The 18188-nt window shown below is 57.1% G+C and carries 16 protein-coding genes; 6 read left to right on the top strand and 10 right to left on the bottom strand.

The annotated features are described in order from the left end of the window. Positions 1-215 precede the first annotated feature (215 nt). Positions 216-1055: a UTP--glucose-1-phosphate uridylyltransferase GalU gene (galU, locus tag VCA57_RS00715; RefSeq protein ID WP_411183035.1), complete on the top strand. Its 840-nt coding sequence runs from the start codon at positions 216-218 to the stop codon at positions 1053-1055. Positions 1056-1106: 51 nt separating this feature from the next. Here galU and VCA57_RS00720 read toward each other — a convergent pair whose 3' ends face one another. After that, the gene (locus VCA57_RS00720) at positions 1107-1529 is read right to left on the bottom strand and encodes a VOC family protein (RefSeq protein WP_411183036.1); all 423 of its coding nucleotides are present in this window, start codon (positions 1527-1529) and stop codon (positions 1107-1109) included. 84 nt (positions 1530-1613) lie between these two features. Here VCA57_RS00720 and gorA point away from each other — a divergent pair, with 84 nt between their 5' ends. From gorA to VCA57_RS00735, 3 genes are all read left to right on the top strand, one after another. Continuing rightward, positions 1614-2972: a glutathione-disulfide reductase gene (gene gorA, locus VCA57_RS00725; protein ID WP_411183037.1), complete on the top strand. Its 1359-nt coding sequence runs from the start codon at positions 1614-1616 to the stop codon at positions 2970-2972. Between the two features lie 7 nt (positions 2973-2979). Continuing rightward, complete coding sequence (locus VCA57_RS00730) at positions 2980-3603, top strand: trimeric intracellular cation channel family protein (RefSeq protein WP_411183038.1); 624 nt, start codon at positions 2980-2982, stop codon at positions 3601-3603. A gap of 170 nt (positions 3604-3773) precedes the next feature. Beyond that, entirely contained in the window at positions 3774-4736 is a 963-nt protein-coding gene (locus tag VCA57_RS00735) for a GNAT family N-acetyltransferase (RefSeq protein ID WP_411183039.1), read from the top strand. A 216-nt stretch (positions 4737-4952) separates the two neighbouring features. On the opposite strand, the gene VCA57_RS00740 is transcribed toward VCA57_RS00735, so the two are convergent. Next, entirely contained in the window at positions 4953-5975 is a 1023-nt protein-coding gene (locus VCA57_RS00740; protein ID WP_411183040.1) for a zinc-dependent alcohol dehydrogenase family protein, read from the bottom strand. 261 nt (positions 5976-6236) lie between these two features. Between VCA57_RS00740 and VCA57_RS00745 the strand changes: the two genes are divergently transcribed. Continuing rightward, positions 6237-7151 carry a LysR family transcriptional regulator gene (locus VCA57_RS00745; RefSeq protein ID WP_411183041.1) on the top strand — a complete coding sequence of 305 codons (915 nt, stop codon included), beginning with the start codon at positions 6237-6239 and terminating at the stop codon, positions 7149-7151. Between the two features lie 153 nt (positions 7152-7304). On the opposite strand, the gene VCA57_RS00750 is transcribed toward VCA57_RS00745, so the two are convergent. After that, positions 7305-8174 carry an SDR family NAD(P)-dependent oxidoreductase gene (locus tag VCA57_RS00750; protein WP_411183042.1) on the bottom strand — a complete coding sequence of 290 codons (870 nt, stop codon included), beginning with the start codon at positions 8172-8174 and terminating at the stop codon, positions 7305-7307. Continuing rightward, positions 8164-9588, bottom strand: coding sequence for a flavin-containing monooxygenase (locus VCA57_RS00755; protein ID WP_411183043.1), 1425 nt, complete (start codon positions 9586-9588; stop codon positions 8164-8166). The genes VCA57_RS00750 and VCA57_RS00755 overlap by 11 nt, the downstream gene beginning before the upstream one ends. Before the next feature lie 222 nt (positions 9589-9810). Here VCA57_RS00755 and VCA57_RS00760 point away from each other — a divergent pair, with 222 nt between their 5' ends. Next, positions 9811-10857 (top strand): AraC family transcriptional regulator, encoded by a 1047-nt coding sequence (locus tag VCA57_RS00760; protein WP_411183044.1) that lies wholly within the window; start codon positions 9811-9813, stop codon positions 10855-10857. A 20-nt stretch (positions 10858-10877) separates the two neighbouring features. On the opposite strand, the gene VCA57_RS00765 is transcribed toward VCA57_RS00760, so the two are convergent. From VCA57_RS00765 to VCA57_RS00790, 6 genes are read right to left on the bottom strand one after another with little or no spacing between them, the layout of a single operon-like run. After that, on the bottom strand, positions 10878-12854 hold the full coding sequence (locus tag VCA57_RS00765; protein WP_411183045.1) for an SDR family NAD(P)-dependent oxidoreductase: 1977 nt from the start codon (positions 12852-12854) through the stop codon (positions 10878-10880). A 23-nt stretch (positions 12855-12877) separates the two neighbouring features. Next, the gene (locus tag VCA57_RS00770; protein WP_411183046.1) at positions 12878-13498 is read right to left on the bottom strand and encodes a hypothetical protein; all 621 of its coding nucleotides are present in this window, start codon (positions 13496-13498) and stop codon (positions 12878-12880) included. Between the two features lie 10 nt (positions 13499-13508). After that, on the bottom strand, positions 13509-14990 hold the full coding sequence (locus VCA57_RS00775; protein WP_411183047.1) for an aspartate aminotransferase family protein: 1482 nt from the start codon (positions 14988-14990) through the stop codon (positions 13509-13511). Continuing rightward, on the bottom strand, positions 14987-15664 hold the full coding sequence (locus VCA57_RS00780) for a class II aldolase/adducin family protein (protein ID WP_411183048.1): 678 nt from the start codon (positions 15662-15664) through the stop codon (positions 14987-14989). Before VCA57_RS00780 ends, VCA57_RS00775 begins: the two co-directional genes overlap by 4 nt. Continuing rightward, a complete protein-coding gene (locus VCA57_RS00785; RefSeq protein ID WP_411183049.1) occupies positions 15661-17289 on the bottom strand; it encodes a xylulokinase in 1629 nt (542 codons plus the stop codon). Before VCA57_RS00785 ends, VCA57_RS00780 begins: the two co-directional genes overlap by 4 nt. A 10-nt stretch (positions 17290-17299) precedes the next feature. Then, positions 17300-18181 (bottom strand): TorF family putative porin, encoded by an 882-nt coding sequence (locus VCA57_RS00790; protein WP_411183050.1) that lies wholly within the window; start codon positions 18179-18181, stop codon positions 17300-17302. Between the last annotated feature and the right edge of the window lie 7 nt (positions 18182-18188).

An 18188-nucleotide genomic window follows, 5' to 3' on the forward strand; every position in this document is an offset into this window, starting at 1 on the left:
TCACGGCGACAGTGGATTACATTGAACCTGTAATCGTGCGCACAGTCGAAGCTCGGTAGCTCTCTTGCAGAGCGTTTTGGCCAAGCCCTGCAGTCAGCTGAGCTGTGTTACTTTCCTTTTTTAAAGGAATAGCCAGCCTGTGCAAGGGCATTGTAAGGCCCGCGCAGCCTGATAGACTGCTGGCGCACTTTTCACACCATTGCTCAAGGTTCCCTATGATCAAGAAATGTTTGTTCCCTGCAGCCGGTTACGGCACCCGTTTTCTGCCCGCCACCAAGGCGATGCCCAAGGAAATGCTGCCGATCGTGAACAAACCGCTGATCCAGTATGGCGTCGAAGAGGCGCTGGAAGCAGGCTTGACGGAAATCGCCATGATTACCGGGCGCGGCAAGCGGGCGCTGGAAGATCACTTCGATATCAGCTACGAACTTGAGCATCAGATTCGCGATACCGACAAGGAAAAATACCTGCTTGGTATCCGTCGCCTGATCAACGAATGCAGCTTCTCTTACACCCGTCAGGTTGAGATGAAAGGTCTTGGCCATGCCATCCTCTGCGGCCGTCCGCTGATTGGCGATGAACCCTTCGCGGTGGTTCTCGCCGATGACTTGTGCTTGAACTTGGATGGCGATGCGGTGCTGACGCAGATGGTCAAACTGTACAACCAGTTCCGTTGCTCGATTGTCGCTATCCAGGAAGTTCCGCCGGAAGAGACCCACAAATACGGCGTTATTGCTGGCGAGATGATTCGCGATGACATCTATCGGGTTAATAGCATGGTCGAGAAGCCAAAGCCGGAAGACGCGCCATCGAACCTGGCGATCATCGGCCGCTACATTCTGACCCCGGATATTTTTGACCTGATCGAGCAGACCGAGCCAGGCAAAGGCGGGGAGATTCAGATCACCGATGCACTGATGAAGCAAGCGCAGAATGGCTGCGTTATGGCTTACAAATTTAAAGGTAAACGTTTCGATTGCGGTGGTGCTGAGGGCTATATCGATGCCACCAACTTCTGCTTCGAAAACCTTTATAAAACCGGTAAAGCTTTTTAAATAAGCCCCTTGCTCGGTAATACACAGTCACCTTCAGGTGGCTGTGTGCATTCAGGGTAACGCTACCTGCTCGCAGCCTGGCCCTAATGGCTGGCCGTAGCTGAACTCGACATAGTTACCGGCTGGATCACGCAGGCCGCAGTAATAGCCAACGGGGAAGGGCTCGTCGCGCGGTTCCCAGACTAGGCACCCAGCCGAGCGCGCCCGCGCTGCAATCCTATCGACCTGTTCTCGGCTCTCTAAGGCAAAACCGAAGTGGCTGTAATCATCAGCCGCCAATTGACGATCCTGGCCACCAGGCATGATCACGAAGATAAAACTGTGCTCCTTGCCTGGCTCAGCCATCCAGACAATTTCTGCACCTTTTCCGGCGCGCTGGTGAATGACCTGCATCGCACAGAACTGCTGGTAAAACGCCACGCATGCATCCAGATCGGGCACATGCAACGCCACATGGGTAAGAGTAGGGCGCATAATTGTTTTCCTCCTGCAATGTGTGCTTCAGCTTAGGTGCCAGCGTGGCTTGGGGTATGCTTGCAGCCTGCTTTGGAGGCTGAAATGACCTACGACTTTGACCTGTTTGTGATTGGTGCCGGTTCCGGTGGTGTACGTGCGGCGCGATTTGCCGCTGGTTATGGTGCGCGCGTGGCCGTTGCCGAAAGCCGCTACCTGGGCGGCACCTGTGTCAACGTCGGCTGTGTGCCAAAAAAACTGCTGGTTTATGGCGCTCACTTCGCCGATGACTTCGAGCAGGCCGGGGGCTTTGGCTGGTCGCTTGGCGCAGCCCGCTTTAACTGGTCGACACTTATTGCTAACAAAAATCGCGAAATCGCACGACTCAACAACATTTATCGCAACTTACTGGTTAACAGCGGTGTAACGCTGTTAGAGGGACACGCCCGGATTGTTGATGACCACAGTGTCGAGTTGGACGGTAAATGCTACAGCGCCAAGCATATTCTGATTGCGACTGGCGGTTGGCCGCAGATACCTAATGTGCCAGGGCATGAACATGCCATCGGCTCGAATGAAGTGTTCTTTCTTGAACAGCTGCCCAAGCGCGTACTGGTTGTTGGCGGTGGCTATATTGCTGTGGAATTCGCCTCGATCTTCAACGGTCTCGGCGCACAAACCTCGCTGCTTTATCGTGGTGAACTTTTTCTGCGCGGCTTCGACAACGCGGTACGCCGACACCTGCAGGAAGAGCTGGACAAGCGTGGCCTTGATCTGCAGTTCAACAGCGATATTGCCCGCATAGACAAACAGGCTGACGGCAGCCTGCAAGCGACGCTCAAAGACGGCCGCGTACTGGAGACCGACTGTATCTTCTACGCCACTGGGCGCCGGCCCATGCTGGATAATCTGGGGCTGGAAAACAGCCATGTACAACTAGATGAGCGCGGTTTTATCCAGGTTGATGAGCACTATCAAACCAGCACGCCCTCAATCCTTGCCATTGGTGATGTGATTGGCCGTGTGCAGCTGACGCCGGTAGCGCTCGCGGAAGGTATGGCCGTCGCCAGGCGCTTATTCAAACTAGAAGAATATCGCCCGGTCGATTACCGGATGATCCCGACAGCGGTATTCAGCCTGCCTAATATAGGCACTGTCGGGCTAAGCGAAGAACAGGCAAAGGAGGAGGGCTACACCGTCAGCGTCTTCGAGAGTCGCTTCCGGCCAATGAAACTGACCATGACCGAAAGTCAGGAACGGACCCTGATGAAACTGGTGGTGGATAGTCAGACAGACCGTGTACTCGGTTGCCATATGGTTGGGCCGGATGCTGGCGAAATCGTTCAGGGCCTGGCGGTAGCGCTCAAGGCTGGCGCGACCAAACAAGTTTTTGATGAAACTATTGGCGTGCACCCAACAGCTGCTGAAGAGTTCGTTACCATGCGCACCCCTGTGTCCTCCTGAGGTCAGCATGTCTCAACTGTTTTATCTCGCCGACTTGTTCGGCGTTGCAGTATTCGCCATTACCGGTGCGTTGATGGCGGGGCGCAAGTCCATGGATTTATTTGGCGTACTGGTAATTGCCATTGTCACGGCCTTGGGCGGTGGCACCTTGCGAGACCTCATTCTGGACAACCACCCAGTTAGCTGGATTCGCAATGACCTGTATATCGTCGTTGCCTCACTGGCGGCTATTGGCACCGTGGTGTGGGTTCGCCTGACGCAGCCCATCCACGAAAAAGGCTTGTTGTTAGCGGATGCCTTTGGCCTGGCCGTGTTTACCGTTATTGGTACCGAAGTCGCGATGCAGTTCAACGTACCCAATAGCACTGCAGTGATTATGGGGGTGATGACCGGAGTCGCGGGCGGTGTAATGCGCGACGTGATCTGCAATGAAATCCCACTGATATTTCAGAAGGAAATCTACGCGACGGCCTGCATCGCCGGCGCGTTGGTATTCATTGGCATGCGTGCGTTGGGTACACCGCACTGGTTGGATACGGGTGTCGCAATGCTCACCGTGCTGCTGATTCGCTTAGCGGCCATTCGTTGGCACATTGCCTTGCCAAGTTTTCACCTACTGGATCGAGACTGAGATAGTTGACCCCTCTTGCGACGAAAGCAGGCATCTCCTAATCGATGCCTGCTTTCGTGGTCAGCTCAAAGGAAGTCGCATCTTTACGCCGTGTCCAAAGGAAAAGTGCGAGGCTATTCAGCATTTACTCGCGGTATGTTTTAAAATAGTCGGTTGCCGAAAGAACCGTCATGGCCATAGCCATGAAGGGCTTTCATCATTTCCAAATAGGTGTGGTGAAGATGAACAAGCCTTTCATTTCGCTGTGCCCTGAAATTACTCGGGCACACGCGCTGACGCTGATGGATTGGTTGGGGGATGAGCGCGTTACCTGCTATCTAAGTGATTCGAACAATGTCTGCCGGTCCATCGAGCAAGCCATCGATCGCACACAATTGCCGATCCTGACCCATCTATTCAACCGGGGCGGCCGATTCTTCATGGCCTATGACCGGCATGACACCCCAGTGGGCTTTGTTCGTCTGATCAAGACCGGCTCAAATTGCGAGATAGTCTTGGCTATCGGAGACCGCGACAAATGGGGGCGAAACCTTGGGGGTGGCACGATCCGCGAAGGCATGAAACTGGCTTTCCTCGACATGCGGGCCGCGAAGCTCATCGCCAAGATTCACCCGGATAACACGCGCTCGTTGAAAGCTTTTCTGCGCAGCGGCTTTCTGCTAGAGAGCGAAACACCGACATTGAAAACATTTTTCATGACGGCGGGGCGCTATCTGCAGTTCTTGCGTGAGGATGCCGTTGGCGACTCAGGTGGGATCTACATCACTGAGGTCGACAAGGCCAGGCTAGAGAGCCTGATCGCGCTCGAGGAAGGTCCTGCCGTTGTTGAGCTCGAGCATGAGCTTGAGCGGGCCATAGTCGTCAAACCGGATCAGGTGGCGTGCAATGTCGTCACGATGAACTCCAGAGCCTTGCTGCAGCTGGACGACGAAGAGATAGAAGTGGCCTTGGTCTACCCAGAAGACGCTGACAGCAGCGCCGGCAAATATTCCGTGTGTTCCGACATCGGCGCCGCCATCCTAGGCTATCAGGAGGGGGACGCCATCGACTGGCGAATTTCTGATCGGACCCGCCGGATTGAAATCAGGAAAGTGCTTTACCAACCAGAGGCCGCCGGCGATTTCCACTTGTAGTGGTGCCATTAGCTCTGTGTTCGCCAATCAGGCAGGGGCGATTCAAACCTACCAAAGGATGAGACCGCGATTGCGGATCTCATGAACATTTATGACACAGCACCTCGTTTAACATAATATACATTATGCGAAGTGATGTTTGATGAGCAGTGGACCCTTTCTGATTAGGATCCACTGCGCTCACGTTAATCGTGGCTACGGATAATGTCGCTTATGTCAGTTTGAGCCGAGATCCAACAACACACGGCCACGGCTTGGACAGGTTTCCATATAGCGATGCGCTTCGACTACATCGTCGAAATTGAACACCTTGTCGATTAGCGGTTTAAGCAAACCATCTGCTGTCAGTTGGTTGATACCTTGCAAAGCTTTGGCAACCGCAGGTTGATCTTGCGGAATGTTGAGTTCTTCCTTTCCGGTGAAGTTACCGATGCAGTGCACGAAGAACTGGATGTTCTTCTGGAACGCTGCGCAGGCTGGAAATGGCGTTTCATTACCACCTTGCAAGTCGAACAGGATCAACCGACCGCGCGGTGCAATGGCATCACCCAGCAGGCACATCTGCGGGCCACCGAGTGCATCCATCACCACATTGACGCCACGCCCATCAGTCAGCTTGCTGACACGGCTGACCAGGTCCTGCTCCTCGGTGAGGATGATGTGGTCAGCACCCAGTTGCTTGAGAAAGTCGCTGTCTTCAGCAAAAGCTGTAGCCGCTATCACTGTGGCACCCAAGGCTTTGCCCATCTGCACAATATACGGGCCCCAGCAGCGGCTCGCGGCGGTTACTAGCACGGTTTCGCCGGGCTGCAGATGCGCCAGCTCGATAAAGCCAAACCAGCCCACCATGGATGGTAGGTAATGCACGGCGGCTTGTTGCGCGGTGAGGTTGTCTGGATAACGGGTCAACGAGCTACGCGGCAAAACTACATGCTCAGCGTAACTGGGATAACGATTGGCGCTGTGACCCGGGAAGCTGGCAACTCGGTCACCCACGGCCAAGTCAGTGATCCCGGCACCAACAGCCAGCACCACACCGGCGAGCTCATGGCCAAGGCCTGCCGGCAAGTGTGTGGACGTATTGCCCAAGTTCTGCCGCCAGAGCACGTCGTACCAGCTGACACCTACTGCCTCAACACCGACCAGCACTTCGCCCGCTGCCGGCGCAGGGGCTGAACGCTCTTCAATTTTGAGGACATCGGCCTCGCCAAACTCATGGAAACGGACTATGCGGGACATTGCAAACCTCTTCGGTTGACCCATTTAGGTTGCGCTAGCTATCTGGCGGTTCTGTGCCGAATAGTTTGGACGACCTCTTATGGCCACGGACTTTATCCGGGCTTTGCCAGCAATTCCACCGCTCGGAGCTGATATTCACCATGCTTGTCGATGATGATGGACCTTATGTGGATCATTTCTTCGCACATATTGCCTGGCGATAGCGTTCGGCATTAGCCTGATCCGCGCACAAAACCGCAGCCACTCCAGAATGGACAACGGATGAACCGTAACGATCTCCGCCGCGTCGATCTCAATTTGCTGATCGTCTTCGAAACGCTGATGCATGAACGCAGCGTGACCCGGGCGGCGGAAAAATTATTCCTTGGCCAGCCGGCTATAAGCGCCGCCCTCGCCCGTTTGCGCAGCTTATTCGATGACCCGTTGTTCGTACGCACTGGCCGCAGCATGGAGCCTACTGCACGAGCCATGGAGATCGCCGCCCTGCTCTCTCCAGCGCTGGACTCGATTTCTACCGCCGTCAGCCGCGCGGCTGAATTTCACCCAGCCACCAGCAATGCGGTGTTTCGCATTGGCCTCTCAGATGATGTTGAGTTTGGTCTGCTGCCGCCGTTGATCAAGCGGTTACGCGCTGAAGCGCCGGGCGTAGTTCTAGTGATTCGCCGCACTAATTACCTGCTGATGCCGGCACTGCTGGCCTCTGGCGAGATTTCCGTGGGCGTTGCTTACACGGAAGAACTCCCGGCCAACGCCAAACGCAAGGTGTTGCGCCGCAGCAAAGCAAAACTGCTGCGTGCTGATTCAGCACCTGGCCCTCTGAGCCTGGATGACTTCTGCTCGCGCCCACATGCGCTGGTGTCCTTTGCAGGTGATCTCAGCGGTTTCATCGATGCAGAACTGGAGAAACTCGGCCGCAAACGCCGTGTGGTGCTTGCCCTGCCGCAGTTCAATGGTCTTAGCACCTTGCTATCAGGCACGGACATTGTTGCCTCTGTACCGGATTACACCGCGGCTGCTCTGACCTCTGCAGGCGGGGTGCGCGCTGAAGATTTGCCCATCCCAACACAGACCTTCGAGCTGCACATGGCTTGGCGGGGCGCGCAGGACAACGACCCTGCGGAGCGTTGGCTGCGTTCGCGCATTCAAATGTTCTGTGGTGACCCAGACAGTCTGTGACAGAACTCAACGGCACTAAAAAGCTGTATTAACCAATGCCTCTGTTTTCAGACAGAGGCTCAGAATGCAGCCGACGTGACGTTCTGTCAGGTGCACACAACAGATCTCATCAACAGCTTCGCCCTTCCCTACTCATGCACCTATCCACTTGGCTCATTTCAGGCGCCAGCCTTCACCTTCTCTGGTTATTAACCCGCGTTGTTCGAGGGACACCACATAGTTGCGATGCCCTTTTTCACTCTTGCGTCGGAACAAGGGCAATACGTACGGCAAAATTCCCGGCACGAGCATGACTAACCGTGCGGTCCAGGATTCACTGGGCCGCACGAACAGTTCTAGCCGAGGTTTTTCCAGCGCTTTAATCACCGTATTGGCCACATCTTCCGGCATTTGCGGCGGATCCATAAACTGCATCTTGTTGCCATCTTCGATGGCTTCCCGCATCAGCATCGGTGTTTCCGTCGCCGATGGATTCACGATGGAGAACCTTACACCCAAGCGTTTGCCATCGAGTCCTAAGCAGAGCATGGCTCCACGCAGGCCGAATTTTGTTGCCGAGTAAATGCAGGTTTCCGGCATGGGGAACAATCCCCCCAGAGAAACAATTGATATAACGCGGCCATCCCTGGCCTGCTGCAACATGGGTAAAAACGCCTGACACAATTCCAACGGCACCATCATATTGAGCTGAACTTCGCGCGCAATCGAAGTGACAGGCCTGATTTCGAAAGGCGTGCTGCTCAATATCCCCGCGTTATTAACCAGCAGATCCAGACGACCAATCTCGTTGCCCACATGGCTCACCAGCGCACCAAGCGCTTCGCGATCGGTAAGGTCTGCCTGGTAGGTCAATGCCAGAGGCCCGAGGGCGGCCGCCGCCTGGGCCAGGCGTGCAGCATCAATATCGACCAGCAGGCATTTGACTCCTCGTGCGATCAATGCCGCTGCGATAGCGCGCCCTAGGCCACCAGCGCCCCCAGTGATCAGCGCGACCCAGCCGGTAAATGATGTATTACTTGCCATGCAGACTTTCCTCCAACACGTCATGAACGACCGGAGCTGCGCGCGTTGCGAAAGGCCGTTCGAGTTTGATTGCCGCATACACGTCTTCAGTCAGGCGTGGCCACTGCATGCGGGTACGCAGCGTATCCAGATAGGCGGTGAAGGAACGCGCATCCAGATACACCGCATGCCGATCTGATTGAACGAACTGAATGCCCCCACTCAGGTCCGGATCGTCGCATTGAATCAACTGATCGAACTGGCGCGCGGTGTCGAGCCCATCCAGTTGCGCGCGGAAATACGCAGCCAGGGTGAGCGCCTGGGTATCGAACAGCTTGAAAGCACTGGAGTTATGATCGAGGTAACCGATGGCGCAGAGGTTACGATGGGTGCGACTGAACATCGACAGGTAGAGTAAAGGCCTGCCGTTCTTCCATTCAAAAAACTGCGCTGCGCATTCCGCGCCCCATTTGAAACCGGTGGCACAGAGAATCAGGTCGATTCTTTGCCGCGCACCATCTTCAAAAATGACGAAATCCCCCTCCAACCGGTCAATGTTTTTCCTCACCGCAATATTGCCGTGCTGCAGATGATGCAGCAGCTGTGAATTGACGATTGGGTGGCTCTCGAACAAGCGATGATCAGGCTTGGGTAAACCCCACCGCGTCAGATCTCCGACCAGCAGTTTCAGGAGAAACTTGAAGGCGGGCCTGGCCAACCACAAGGGCAGGTGCGGGCCATTTTCACTGAACACATCGGCAGGTACGCCAAATACGTGTTTGGGAATGAAGTAGTAACCACGCCTCATGCTGATAAAGGCTTCTTTGGCGTGAATGGCGGCTTCGCAGGAAATATCAGCACCGGAATTACCCGCCCCCACCACCAACACGTTTTTACCGTGGAACTCCGCCCCGGATTGAAACGAATTGGAATGGCGTATCTCCCCGTTAAACGCACCACGAAACGTTGGCAGGTTGGGCTTCCAGTTGGTCCCGGTCGCCAATACGAGCCAACGATATCGGCGCGTGGAACCATCACTTAGGCTGACGGACCAGTGCCCATCAGGGGCTTTTTCAATCAGGCTGACCGTTGTGTTGAACTCAATAGCCTCGCGCAGTCCGAATGCAACGGCGAAACTTCTAAGGTAATGAGCGATTTGCCGATGGGACGGATAGTCCGGAAAGTCCTTGGGCATTGGAAACCCGATAAAGCCCGACAGGTCCCTGGACGAAATAAAATGCGCCGAATCGTACATGGGCGTACCGACATTGCTGATGTCCCAGATCCCACCGACATCCGCATGTCGCTCGAATTGGTCATAGTCGATTTTCTTGGCTTTGAGTGCGCGTGCGGCACTCAGCCCACCCGGCCCCGCGCCAATAATGCAGGCGGCATTTCCTCGGTCGATAATCGCTGCATTTGGTTCTGAGTTCATAGCGTTTCCCTTGGATATTCAGTTCAGTGTTGAAACGAAATCTAAAGGCAAGCAGGCGCTATGGATGAGCCTTTCGCGGCCATTAAGGGGGCCTATGCGGACAGATACGCGAGGTACCCAGGAAACGTGGCTGTCATGACGAAGATAGAAGAACGGCAGGTGCTAGATTAGCGACGGTAGGGATAACCTCTACAGGCCCTTTTGATACCGAGCGTTCGCCCCATGTTAGAACCCGCAGCCGCTGCGCAGCATTGGACACAGCATCCCCAGCAAGATGAAGCTGTAGTGGTGCCAAACGTCGTGCGGGCGTTGTTCAGCCTCTTGATGGAAAGCGGGCTGTCGACGCAACGCATTTGTCGCGGCCTCGGTTTCGGTTATGCCGAGATGCTTGATCTGGACATGCGCTTATCTTACCGGCAGACCCGAACGCTGATTACTCGAACGCAGCGCGCGGTGAAAGACCCGGCGCTGGGGCTCTCCACGGGCATGCGTCAGACGCCGGTGTCCTGGGGACTGGCAGGCTTGGCCATGCTGACCTGCAAAACCCTTGGTGAGGCCATCACCTATGGCCTTGAACATCAAGGCGATGCCGGTGCGTTACTGGAGCACCGCGCCAGTGTTCATCCCACCGAGTTCATCATTGAGGTCAAACCCAAGGTATTTGACCTTGAAATAGAACCGTTCTTGATCGAAGAAGCCTTTGCCAGCGCTGTGTCCGTGGTAAGGCGGCTGATAGGGCCAGCCTTCAACCCGCTTAGGGTGGAGTTGTCCTATGCACGTCCGGATTATGCCCAGGCCTATCAGCGGGTATTTTGTTGCCCGATAAAATTCATGGCTGGGAAAAATCGCTTGATCTGCGAAGTCCATTGGTTGAACGCGCGCTTACCGGACTATGACGACATGGTGTGTGGCCCGTTGCGGGCCAAGTTGGACCAGATGATCAACCGACGCGGCTCACGCAATGACCTGGTTGAAACCCTCTCCAGTCATATCCGTCTCAACCTCGACGACCCTGAAGCGCTGCAAACGTTTTCAAAAGAACTCAACATGAGTGAACGTACCCTGCGTCGTCGCCTGACGGACCTGGGGGTGACGTACAGCGGCCTGCTAGATCGAATCAGGCACGAGCGCGCTTGCGACTTACTGCAAAACACCAATATGTCGACAGCTGACATTGCTCACAGCATTGGCTTCAGCGATGCACGGGGCTTCAGGCGCGCCTTCAAACGCTGGACGGGCGCGCTGCCGAATACGCAGCGCACCACATAAAGGACAGATAAGCCAAGCGATTATGCCGAGGTTTTCTTGAAGGCGATCACCGCTGAAGACGCGTTGCAGTCATCTGCCCGCGCCGGCAAATCCCGCCGTAAAACCCATAGCGTGAGCGGTTTAGGCAATATCACTGCCAACCGGATCAACCACCGCATAGGCCATGGAAACATGTAATCCCAGCGCTGGCTGCGCATGGCAAACAGCATATGCTCGACGGCTGCCGCCTCTGATATTTCCAGCGGTGCCGGCATGCCGTCATTCGCCGTCTGGGCGGTGGCGACAAATCCGGGATAGAGGGAAAGAAACCGGATCCCCCTGCCACCGAACTCGATGCGGCAAGTATCGATAAGCAAGCGCAGCGCACCTTTCGCGGCACTGTAAGGGCCTTGAAGTGTTACGCCCAGAAAGCCCGCCAGAGAATTGGTGTGCACTACAAAACCATGCCCCTGACGACTCATTTGCTTCAGGGCCGGGAACAGGTAGTTGACCACCACATCGTAGTTCGAGCGCATATACGCTGTGACATCCGCCGCGTTCATCTCTCGCATATCCAGCGCGGGGGCTCCGCCGGCGTTGAGCACAACCACGTCCAGGCGTCCATACAGCTCGACGATTTCATCCACGAGTCCGGCCGCCGCGTGTTCATCCAGCGCATCCACCGCCGAGACCATGCATTGGCCACCCTGAAGCGTGATCTCGCGTTGTAGGTCATTCAACAGCTCCTTGCGCCGGGCCGTTGCCACCACCCAGGCACCCTCTTGCGCCAGGCGCACCGCCAGGCCGCGGCCCATGCCGGAGGATGCGCCAACCACCAGCACCACTTTGCGCGCAAAACTGGCACGTTTGCTCGCTGGGCACAGGCGAAGTAAACCGACCAACGTCAATGCAATCAGCGATAACACGGCACTGACCAGCAACACGTACTCGGCGTTCTCCCCTGCCACCCACTGCGATGCCACCAAGGGGCCGAAGGCACATCCCAACAGTTGCATGCCCGGCACCAACGCGGCTATCCGCCCTGAAGGATCAAGCTGCAGCGCGATACGCACTTGGAACGGCGTTAGCATCAGCCAGACCAAACCAAACGCACCACACAACACCAGGAATACCCTGACGCCCATGTCGGCAGAAAAATACATACCCAGCGCAATGCCGCCCAACAACAACGCGGCGACGGCCAACAACGAAAAGTCCGACACTCGGCGCACCAGGACAATCCCCAGGCAGCCGCCCAGCACTTGCATCAACAGCGTGCCGGAAATGAGCAATTGTGAGTTTTGTGCATCAAGCCCCACGTATCTGCTTAACGGCTCAAGGTAAGCCCAAAGCCCACCAATGGCGCTGAGCTGCATAAAAACCAGGCCTAACAACAGCAGGTGATTGAGGCCCCAACCGAACCCGCCATCATCCGCGCGCTGTGCTTGCTGACTTGCCAGTCGAATGGGTTGCCACTGGACTAACAATAAAGAAGCTGCCGTCAGCGCACCTAAAAACACGAAGCCATAAGACGATGCGCTCTGAATAGGCAGTACCCAATACGCCAATACCGCAGCCACCAGCGCTTGGCCAAGGGTTTGCACCACCATGAATACACCCGCCATGCGGTCAGGTGCAGGGCCTTGGACGATCAGATTCACAGTCCCCCATAACAACAAACCTTCGGCCAGCCCGGCCAAGGCTCGCGTCAGCGCCAGTGCGCCATCCCCGGTGGTATTGGCCGTGATCAAGTCCATAGCCGATGCCGCCAGGATGGCGACAACCGTAATCAGGCGCAGGCTAAACACCGAACGCAGTAAATCGCCCAGGACTACGCCCAACCCCAGCGAGAGAATTTCGCCCATTGCGACCAAACCGACGCCTTCAAGTGAAAGCCGGTTTTGCGCCAGCAGTTCTCCCAGCAGTAAGGGTTGCAGCCCCACCATCAATACGGCAATCGAGCCCAGCGCCAAGGCTGCACTCAGGTTTTTACGGGAAACAGCGGACGACATGTGCATGGCGTTACACCTCTTGGAGGGTCTCAGTAACCACTGTTTTCCGGCGGAATCTCGCCTCGAGCAAAACATTGCGTCGCGCGTTTTTCATCTTTCATCAGTCGGCTGTTGGCCACCCACACCACCCACCAAGGCAGAAGCGTCATCTTGGCGCCTGACGCTTTGGCGAGGGTGAATGCCTTGGCGCATTTTTCGAACAGTTGCGCGTTAAGCGCCATTCGAGTGCCAGTGGTGCCTAGGGTTACGGGCACGCCCTTGATCAACACGGCGTTACCACCGCGCTGTAAGGCGGTGGCAATGTCCGGGATTGAGTCCGCCGGTACACCCATATGGCCAATATGCCGAGCTTGCTCATCAAATAAAATCGGCATCACCCCGCCAAAGTCCTTCAGGCTGCTGGCGAAATCGCCGCCGCCGAGCAGAACCGCGCCTACATCGGCGCGAGCGCGGTAGATGGCATGATGGGTCTGGCTGTCACCCATGACATGCCCCGACCAGTCGATACAGCTGGGAACCGCATCATCTAGCAGCCCCCACCACATACGTTCCTGGCCCGGTATGCGTAAAGAAACGCTACTCCCCGCCTCCACCAAGCCGACCAGCCGTTGGCGAATTTCTAGCCACTGTTGTCGCAGAACATCCTGCATCGCGCTCACCTCACACCAATTGAAAAACGGCATCGAAGCGCTCAAGCGCGTCGTCGATGACATCGTCGGTATCGGCCAGGCTGGTGTAGATCCGACTGCCGGCCAGCGTGATCAACCCATGCGCGGTATAGGCAGCGCCCATTTCTTCCATCATGTGCTTGCGCGACTTGGCTTCATTGCGTGCCCGCAGTAGCTTGAGTGGATTGCTGGTGTCCAGTAACAGCACACCCGACGTTTGCAGGTGCACGATGGAACCCATGTTATAGGCCACGTAGGGCAAGCCACGGCGGTTGATGATCTCATCGAGCCCCTTACGCATACGGTCGCCGGCGCGTCCCGCGAGGGCGGGCGCATTCAATTTGCGCGCCTCAAGTAAGGCGTAGTAACCCGCCACGCAAGACAAAGGATTGGCCGACAGCGTGCCACCGACAAACGCGCGCCGAGCAGAGGTGCCGATGCCGCCGGCGAGCAGTTGCATGACATCTCTGCGCCCACCGATCGCACCGGCCATGGGGTAGCCGCCGGTCAGGCATTTGCCAAGTACGGTGATGTCCGGCATCACGTTGAAATACGCTTGTGCGCCCCCCAAGCCGGCGCGGAAGCCGGTGACCACTTCGTCGAAAATCAACAGGGTATCGAACTCGTCGCACAGTTTGCGCAGTTGGCGGTTGAAGTCCGGGTGCACCGGACGCGTGCCGCTTTCCGGGCCAAAAGGCTCCACCATGATCGCCGCCGTGCCGCCGCGCAGGCGGTTGATCTGCAAGCGCCGGCGCAAGGCATCGAGGTTATTCGGCGGGCTCTCCTGGGTGTGGGCCGTGGCGCCACGTGGAATCCCGACTGCCTCCATACGGCCGGTGCCCGGCAAGCGCATGCCATACACCAACTGGTCACTCCAACCGTGATATGCCCCGCCGATCTTGATCACCCATTTCTTGCGGGTATACGCACGCGCCAGGCGCACCGCCGCCATGACGGCCTCCGTGCCGGAGCCCAGCAGACGCACCATGTCGACGCCGGGCATCACTTCGCAGACCAACTGCGCCAGCTTCACCTCGTACTCATGCAGCAGGCCGGTGACCGGGCCGCAGTCGTCGAGAATCCGGTTGACCTGCTCACGAATGGCTGGATGGTTGGAGCCCAACAGGGTCGGCCCACCGGCTTGCAGAAAATCGATATAGCGATTGCCGTCGACATCCGTCAGGTGTGCGCCTTTGGCCTGGGCAACGGCGAGCGGGAATGGATGGTTGAACGCCAAGTTGTGCTGCACGCCCCCGGGGATAAATTTTTTGGCCTCTTCAGAAAGTCGTTTCGAGCCCTGACAACGCTCGTCGAAATAGCCCATGACCTTGCTCAGCGCTTCACGCTTCAAGGGGCGGATCGGCTGTTTTACCAGCGCATCGAAGCGCCGATATAGCGAGTCGACGTCAGGCCATTGCGAAACCGCTGAATTGGCGATCGCAGGCAATGTGGTGGGATCAAGAGGCTTGTTCATGATGGGGTCTCGGAGGAAGAGTGGGCTTCGGCAGCGCTGGAACGCACCAGGGCGTCGACCAGGCGTGCCACGGCGGCAGGCGACTGTGATTTATGCCGGGACTGTTCAGTGATTTGGCGTAACAGGTAGTCACGGCAAAAGGTCTCGAGGTCCTCAAGGCGCGACAGAGTTGTCTCGACATCCGGGCCACAGCACAACACCCCGTGGTTGCGCATCAGGTACGCGTTGTAATCCCAACGAATGGCCCGGCCGAACTTGCCGGCCAGCCAGCTGGAGCCTGAAGGCGCGTACCCGACCAGGGGGATGTGTTTACCCAAGGAATTCCACAGTTCAGGGTTGGGCACATCCATCGGTTCGCCGAGCAAGGTGCAAGCACTGGCTACGGGCTGATGCGTGTGGATGCTGCACTGCACGTCCGGGCGCGCCCGCAGGATTTTTGCATGCAGTCCGCTTTCAACCGTGGGGGCACGTTCACCGGAGAGCTGCGCCAGATCCTTGAGGCGCAGCACGCAGACATCCTCCGGGCGCATGGTGAAATAGTCGGTGGCCGATGGCGTGACAGCGATGTGCTGCGCATCGATGCGCAGTGCGAGATTGCCGCCCGTGGCCGCAAAAAAACCGCGGTGACACAGATGCTGCGAAAGCTCGACGATTTGCTGTTGGACATGACTCATGAGGCAGTCTCCTGTGGATGGTTCAAGCGTCGATACAGCGGCGCGAGGCGCTTGCGGACCTCCTGGAACGTGGCGAATTGATCGTCGTACAGGGCGCGGGTGGCGCGGGACGGTTCAAACAGGCGATGGGGGCGTTTGAGGCTCGATAGATCGTGAAACTGCAGCTTGCCCAACGCCACCGCCGCAATGAACGCAGCCCCGCGGGCGTTGGTTTGGATCGCGTTCTGCGGTTGCTGGATAACGCGCCCGCAGACGTCAGCCATGATCTGGCACCACACGTCCGATTGGGCACCGCCACCGGTGGCCACGATCACCTCGCTGGGCTGGCCGAGAAAGCGCGAGAACGGTTCGAACATCCAGCGCGTATTCAACGCAACCCCTTCCATGAAGGCGCGAATGATGTCCTCCCGTGAGTGTTCTAACTTCAGGTTGAACAAACCCGCGCGCAGGCTCGGGTCACTGATTGGCGAGCGTTCGCCACATAGCCAGGGCGTGTAGATCAAGCCTCTAGACCCCGGCGGCACCCGCGCGGCAATGCGGTCGAGCAAGGCGTAGACATCCGGCTGTTGTTCGTCACTGAGCAGCTCATCCGGGTGGTACAGCACCTTGTCGCGCAGAAAAGAAAGGTTTGCCCCCGCCGCCGACTGCATAGCCATCGCCAAGTAGCGGCCGTTGACGGCACTGGGTACCGCAGCGATGTGGTGGCGCACGCTGGTTTTCTTGAATGGGACGTGAGCACCAACCCACGACGAAGTACCCAAATAGAGGTGCGGGGCAAAGTCGCTGACAGTGGCGCCGACGGCCACCGCCGAGGTGTCGACGGCGCCCGCCACCACTTGCGTGGAGCTTGCCAATCCGAGCGTCTCGGCAAGCTCCGGGCGTAACGTGCCGATAACATCAGTGGAACGCACAAGCTCTGGCAGTTTGCCGGCGTCGATACCCAGGGCCTTGACCAAGCCGTCGTCGTAGCGAATGCGGTGAGGGTCGCGGTTATCGGTAATCCATGCCGTCAACATCGAGTCGCTGGTGGCGCAATAGCGACCCGACAGGCGCAGGTTCATGTAGTCGAGCACGTTGAGGAACTTATGGGTTCGCTCATAGCGCAGCGGCTCGTGATCGAGGATGTAAGCCATGTGCCCGGCGGCATCCATACCGGACAACGAAGCCACGCCGCCGGTCAGGCGCAGTGAACGCCAGAGTTTGAGCGGCCCGTAGCCGGCCAGGCTGAACCGCCCTCCCCCCATACGTTTTTTTACTGCGCCGGCCCCCCGCTTATCCAACCACAACATCGCACGCCCAATGGCAGCGCCGTTCTGATCCACACACACCGTACCTTCGCCCTGCGTTGAACAGCACACGGCGATTACCTGACGCCGCCGCGCAGGATCAGCACTCAGCAGTTCGTTGGCGCCACGCAGAAAGGCATCCCACCAATCCTGCGGTTCTTGCTCGACGCTCAACCCGCTCACATGCAGCGGCACACTGTGAAACGCCCAGGCCCGAATCTCGCCTTCTAATGAAACCAGGGCGCACTTGCAGCCTGAGGTGCCGAGGTCCACCGCGAGGACGAGTTGCTCCAGGCCGGTGACCGCCTGAGGCGTCCGGGATAAGAAAAGCGAAGTCATAGAGGTTTACTCAGAAAGTACGCGAAATCGATGCGACCCAGCGGTCGTCATCCGTGGAGCGCACATGACCGCCGTCCTCGGCCATATACAACTCGCGCGCGCGCGTATTGGTGGTCACCCAGTCAAGCCCCCAATCGAAGCCCCACAAGTGATGGATCAAACCAATTGCGTAGTCGGACTCGTTCGCCTCGGAGAAGTTAACGACTTGCTGATAACCGGCATGCAGTTTGAGCGTGGTATTCATGCCGAGGGCATATTTGTAGTCCAGGTCATACAACATACTGCCCCGGGAGTTGCGGTCGCCCTTGGCGTAGCATTCCAAACCCTTGGTCGGGTCTTCACGAAACTGCAACTGGGTCCCGCATACGCCGCCGGTGTTAGCGCCACGATAGGTTTTCGACAATACGCGGGCGATGCGACCTTCCAGCGCGCCGTAGCCGACCTCTAATACGGCGAACTGGCTGTTGTAGTTGCTCGTACGCTCATCAGTGAGGGTGAAGGTTTCAAAGTCGAATTTATTCGGTGCTTTGAACTTTGCCCCGGGGAACATCTCTGCCGCCAGACCTACCCCGTAATGCCACGCTTCCGGATCGCCGAAGCGATAGCCGCCCGCGAGCAGAACATTCAGGCCATTACCTTCAAGAAATTGTTTCTTACTGACGGTGGTAAATTCGGCAAGAGCTACCAAGCCTGATTCATGGGCGACTTGAATGGTGACTTTGGCACCCGGTCGGTTCAAGGAATCCGACACCCCCCGGGTTCTGACATCGGACATGGCCTTGGCCGTGATGTCGACGGCATAGCTGGCCATCTCGTCGGCGAATGCCAAGGATGGGCTAACGACAGGCCACAGCAAAGCAGCCATCAGATAATGGTGTGTAGTTTTACGCATGAGGTTC

It is taken from the genome of Pseudomonas sp., assembly GCF_046581935.1.
Lineage (GTDB): Bacteria > Pseudomonadota > Gammaproteobacteria > Pseudomonadales > Pseudomonadaceae > Aquipseudomonas.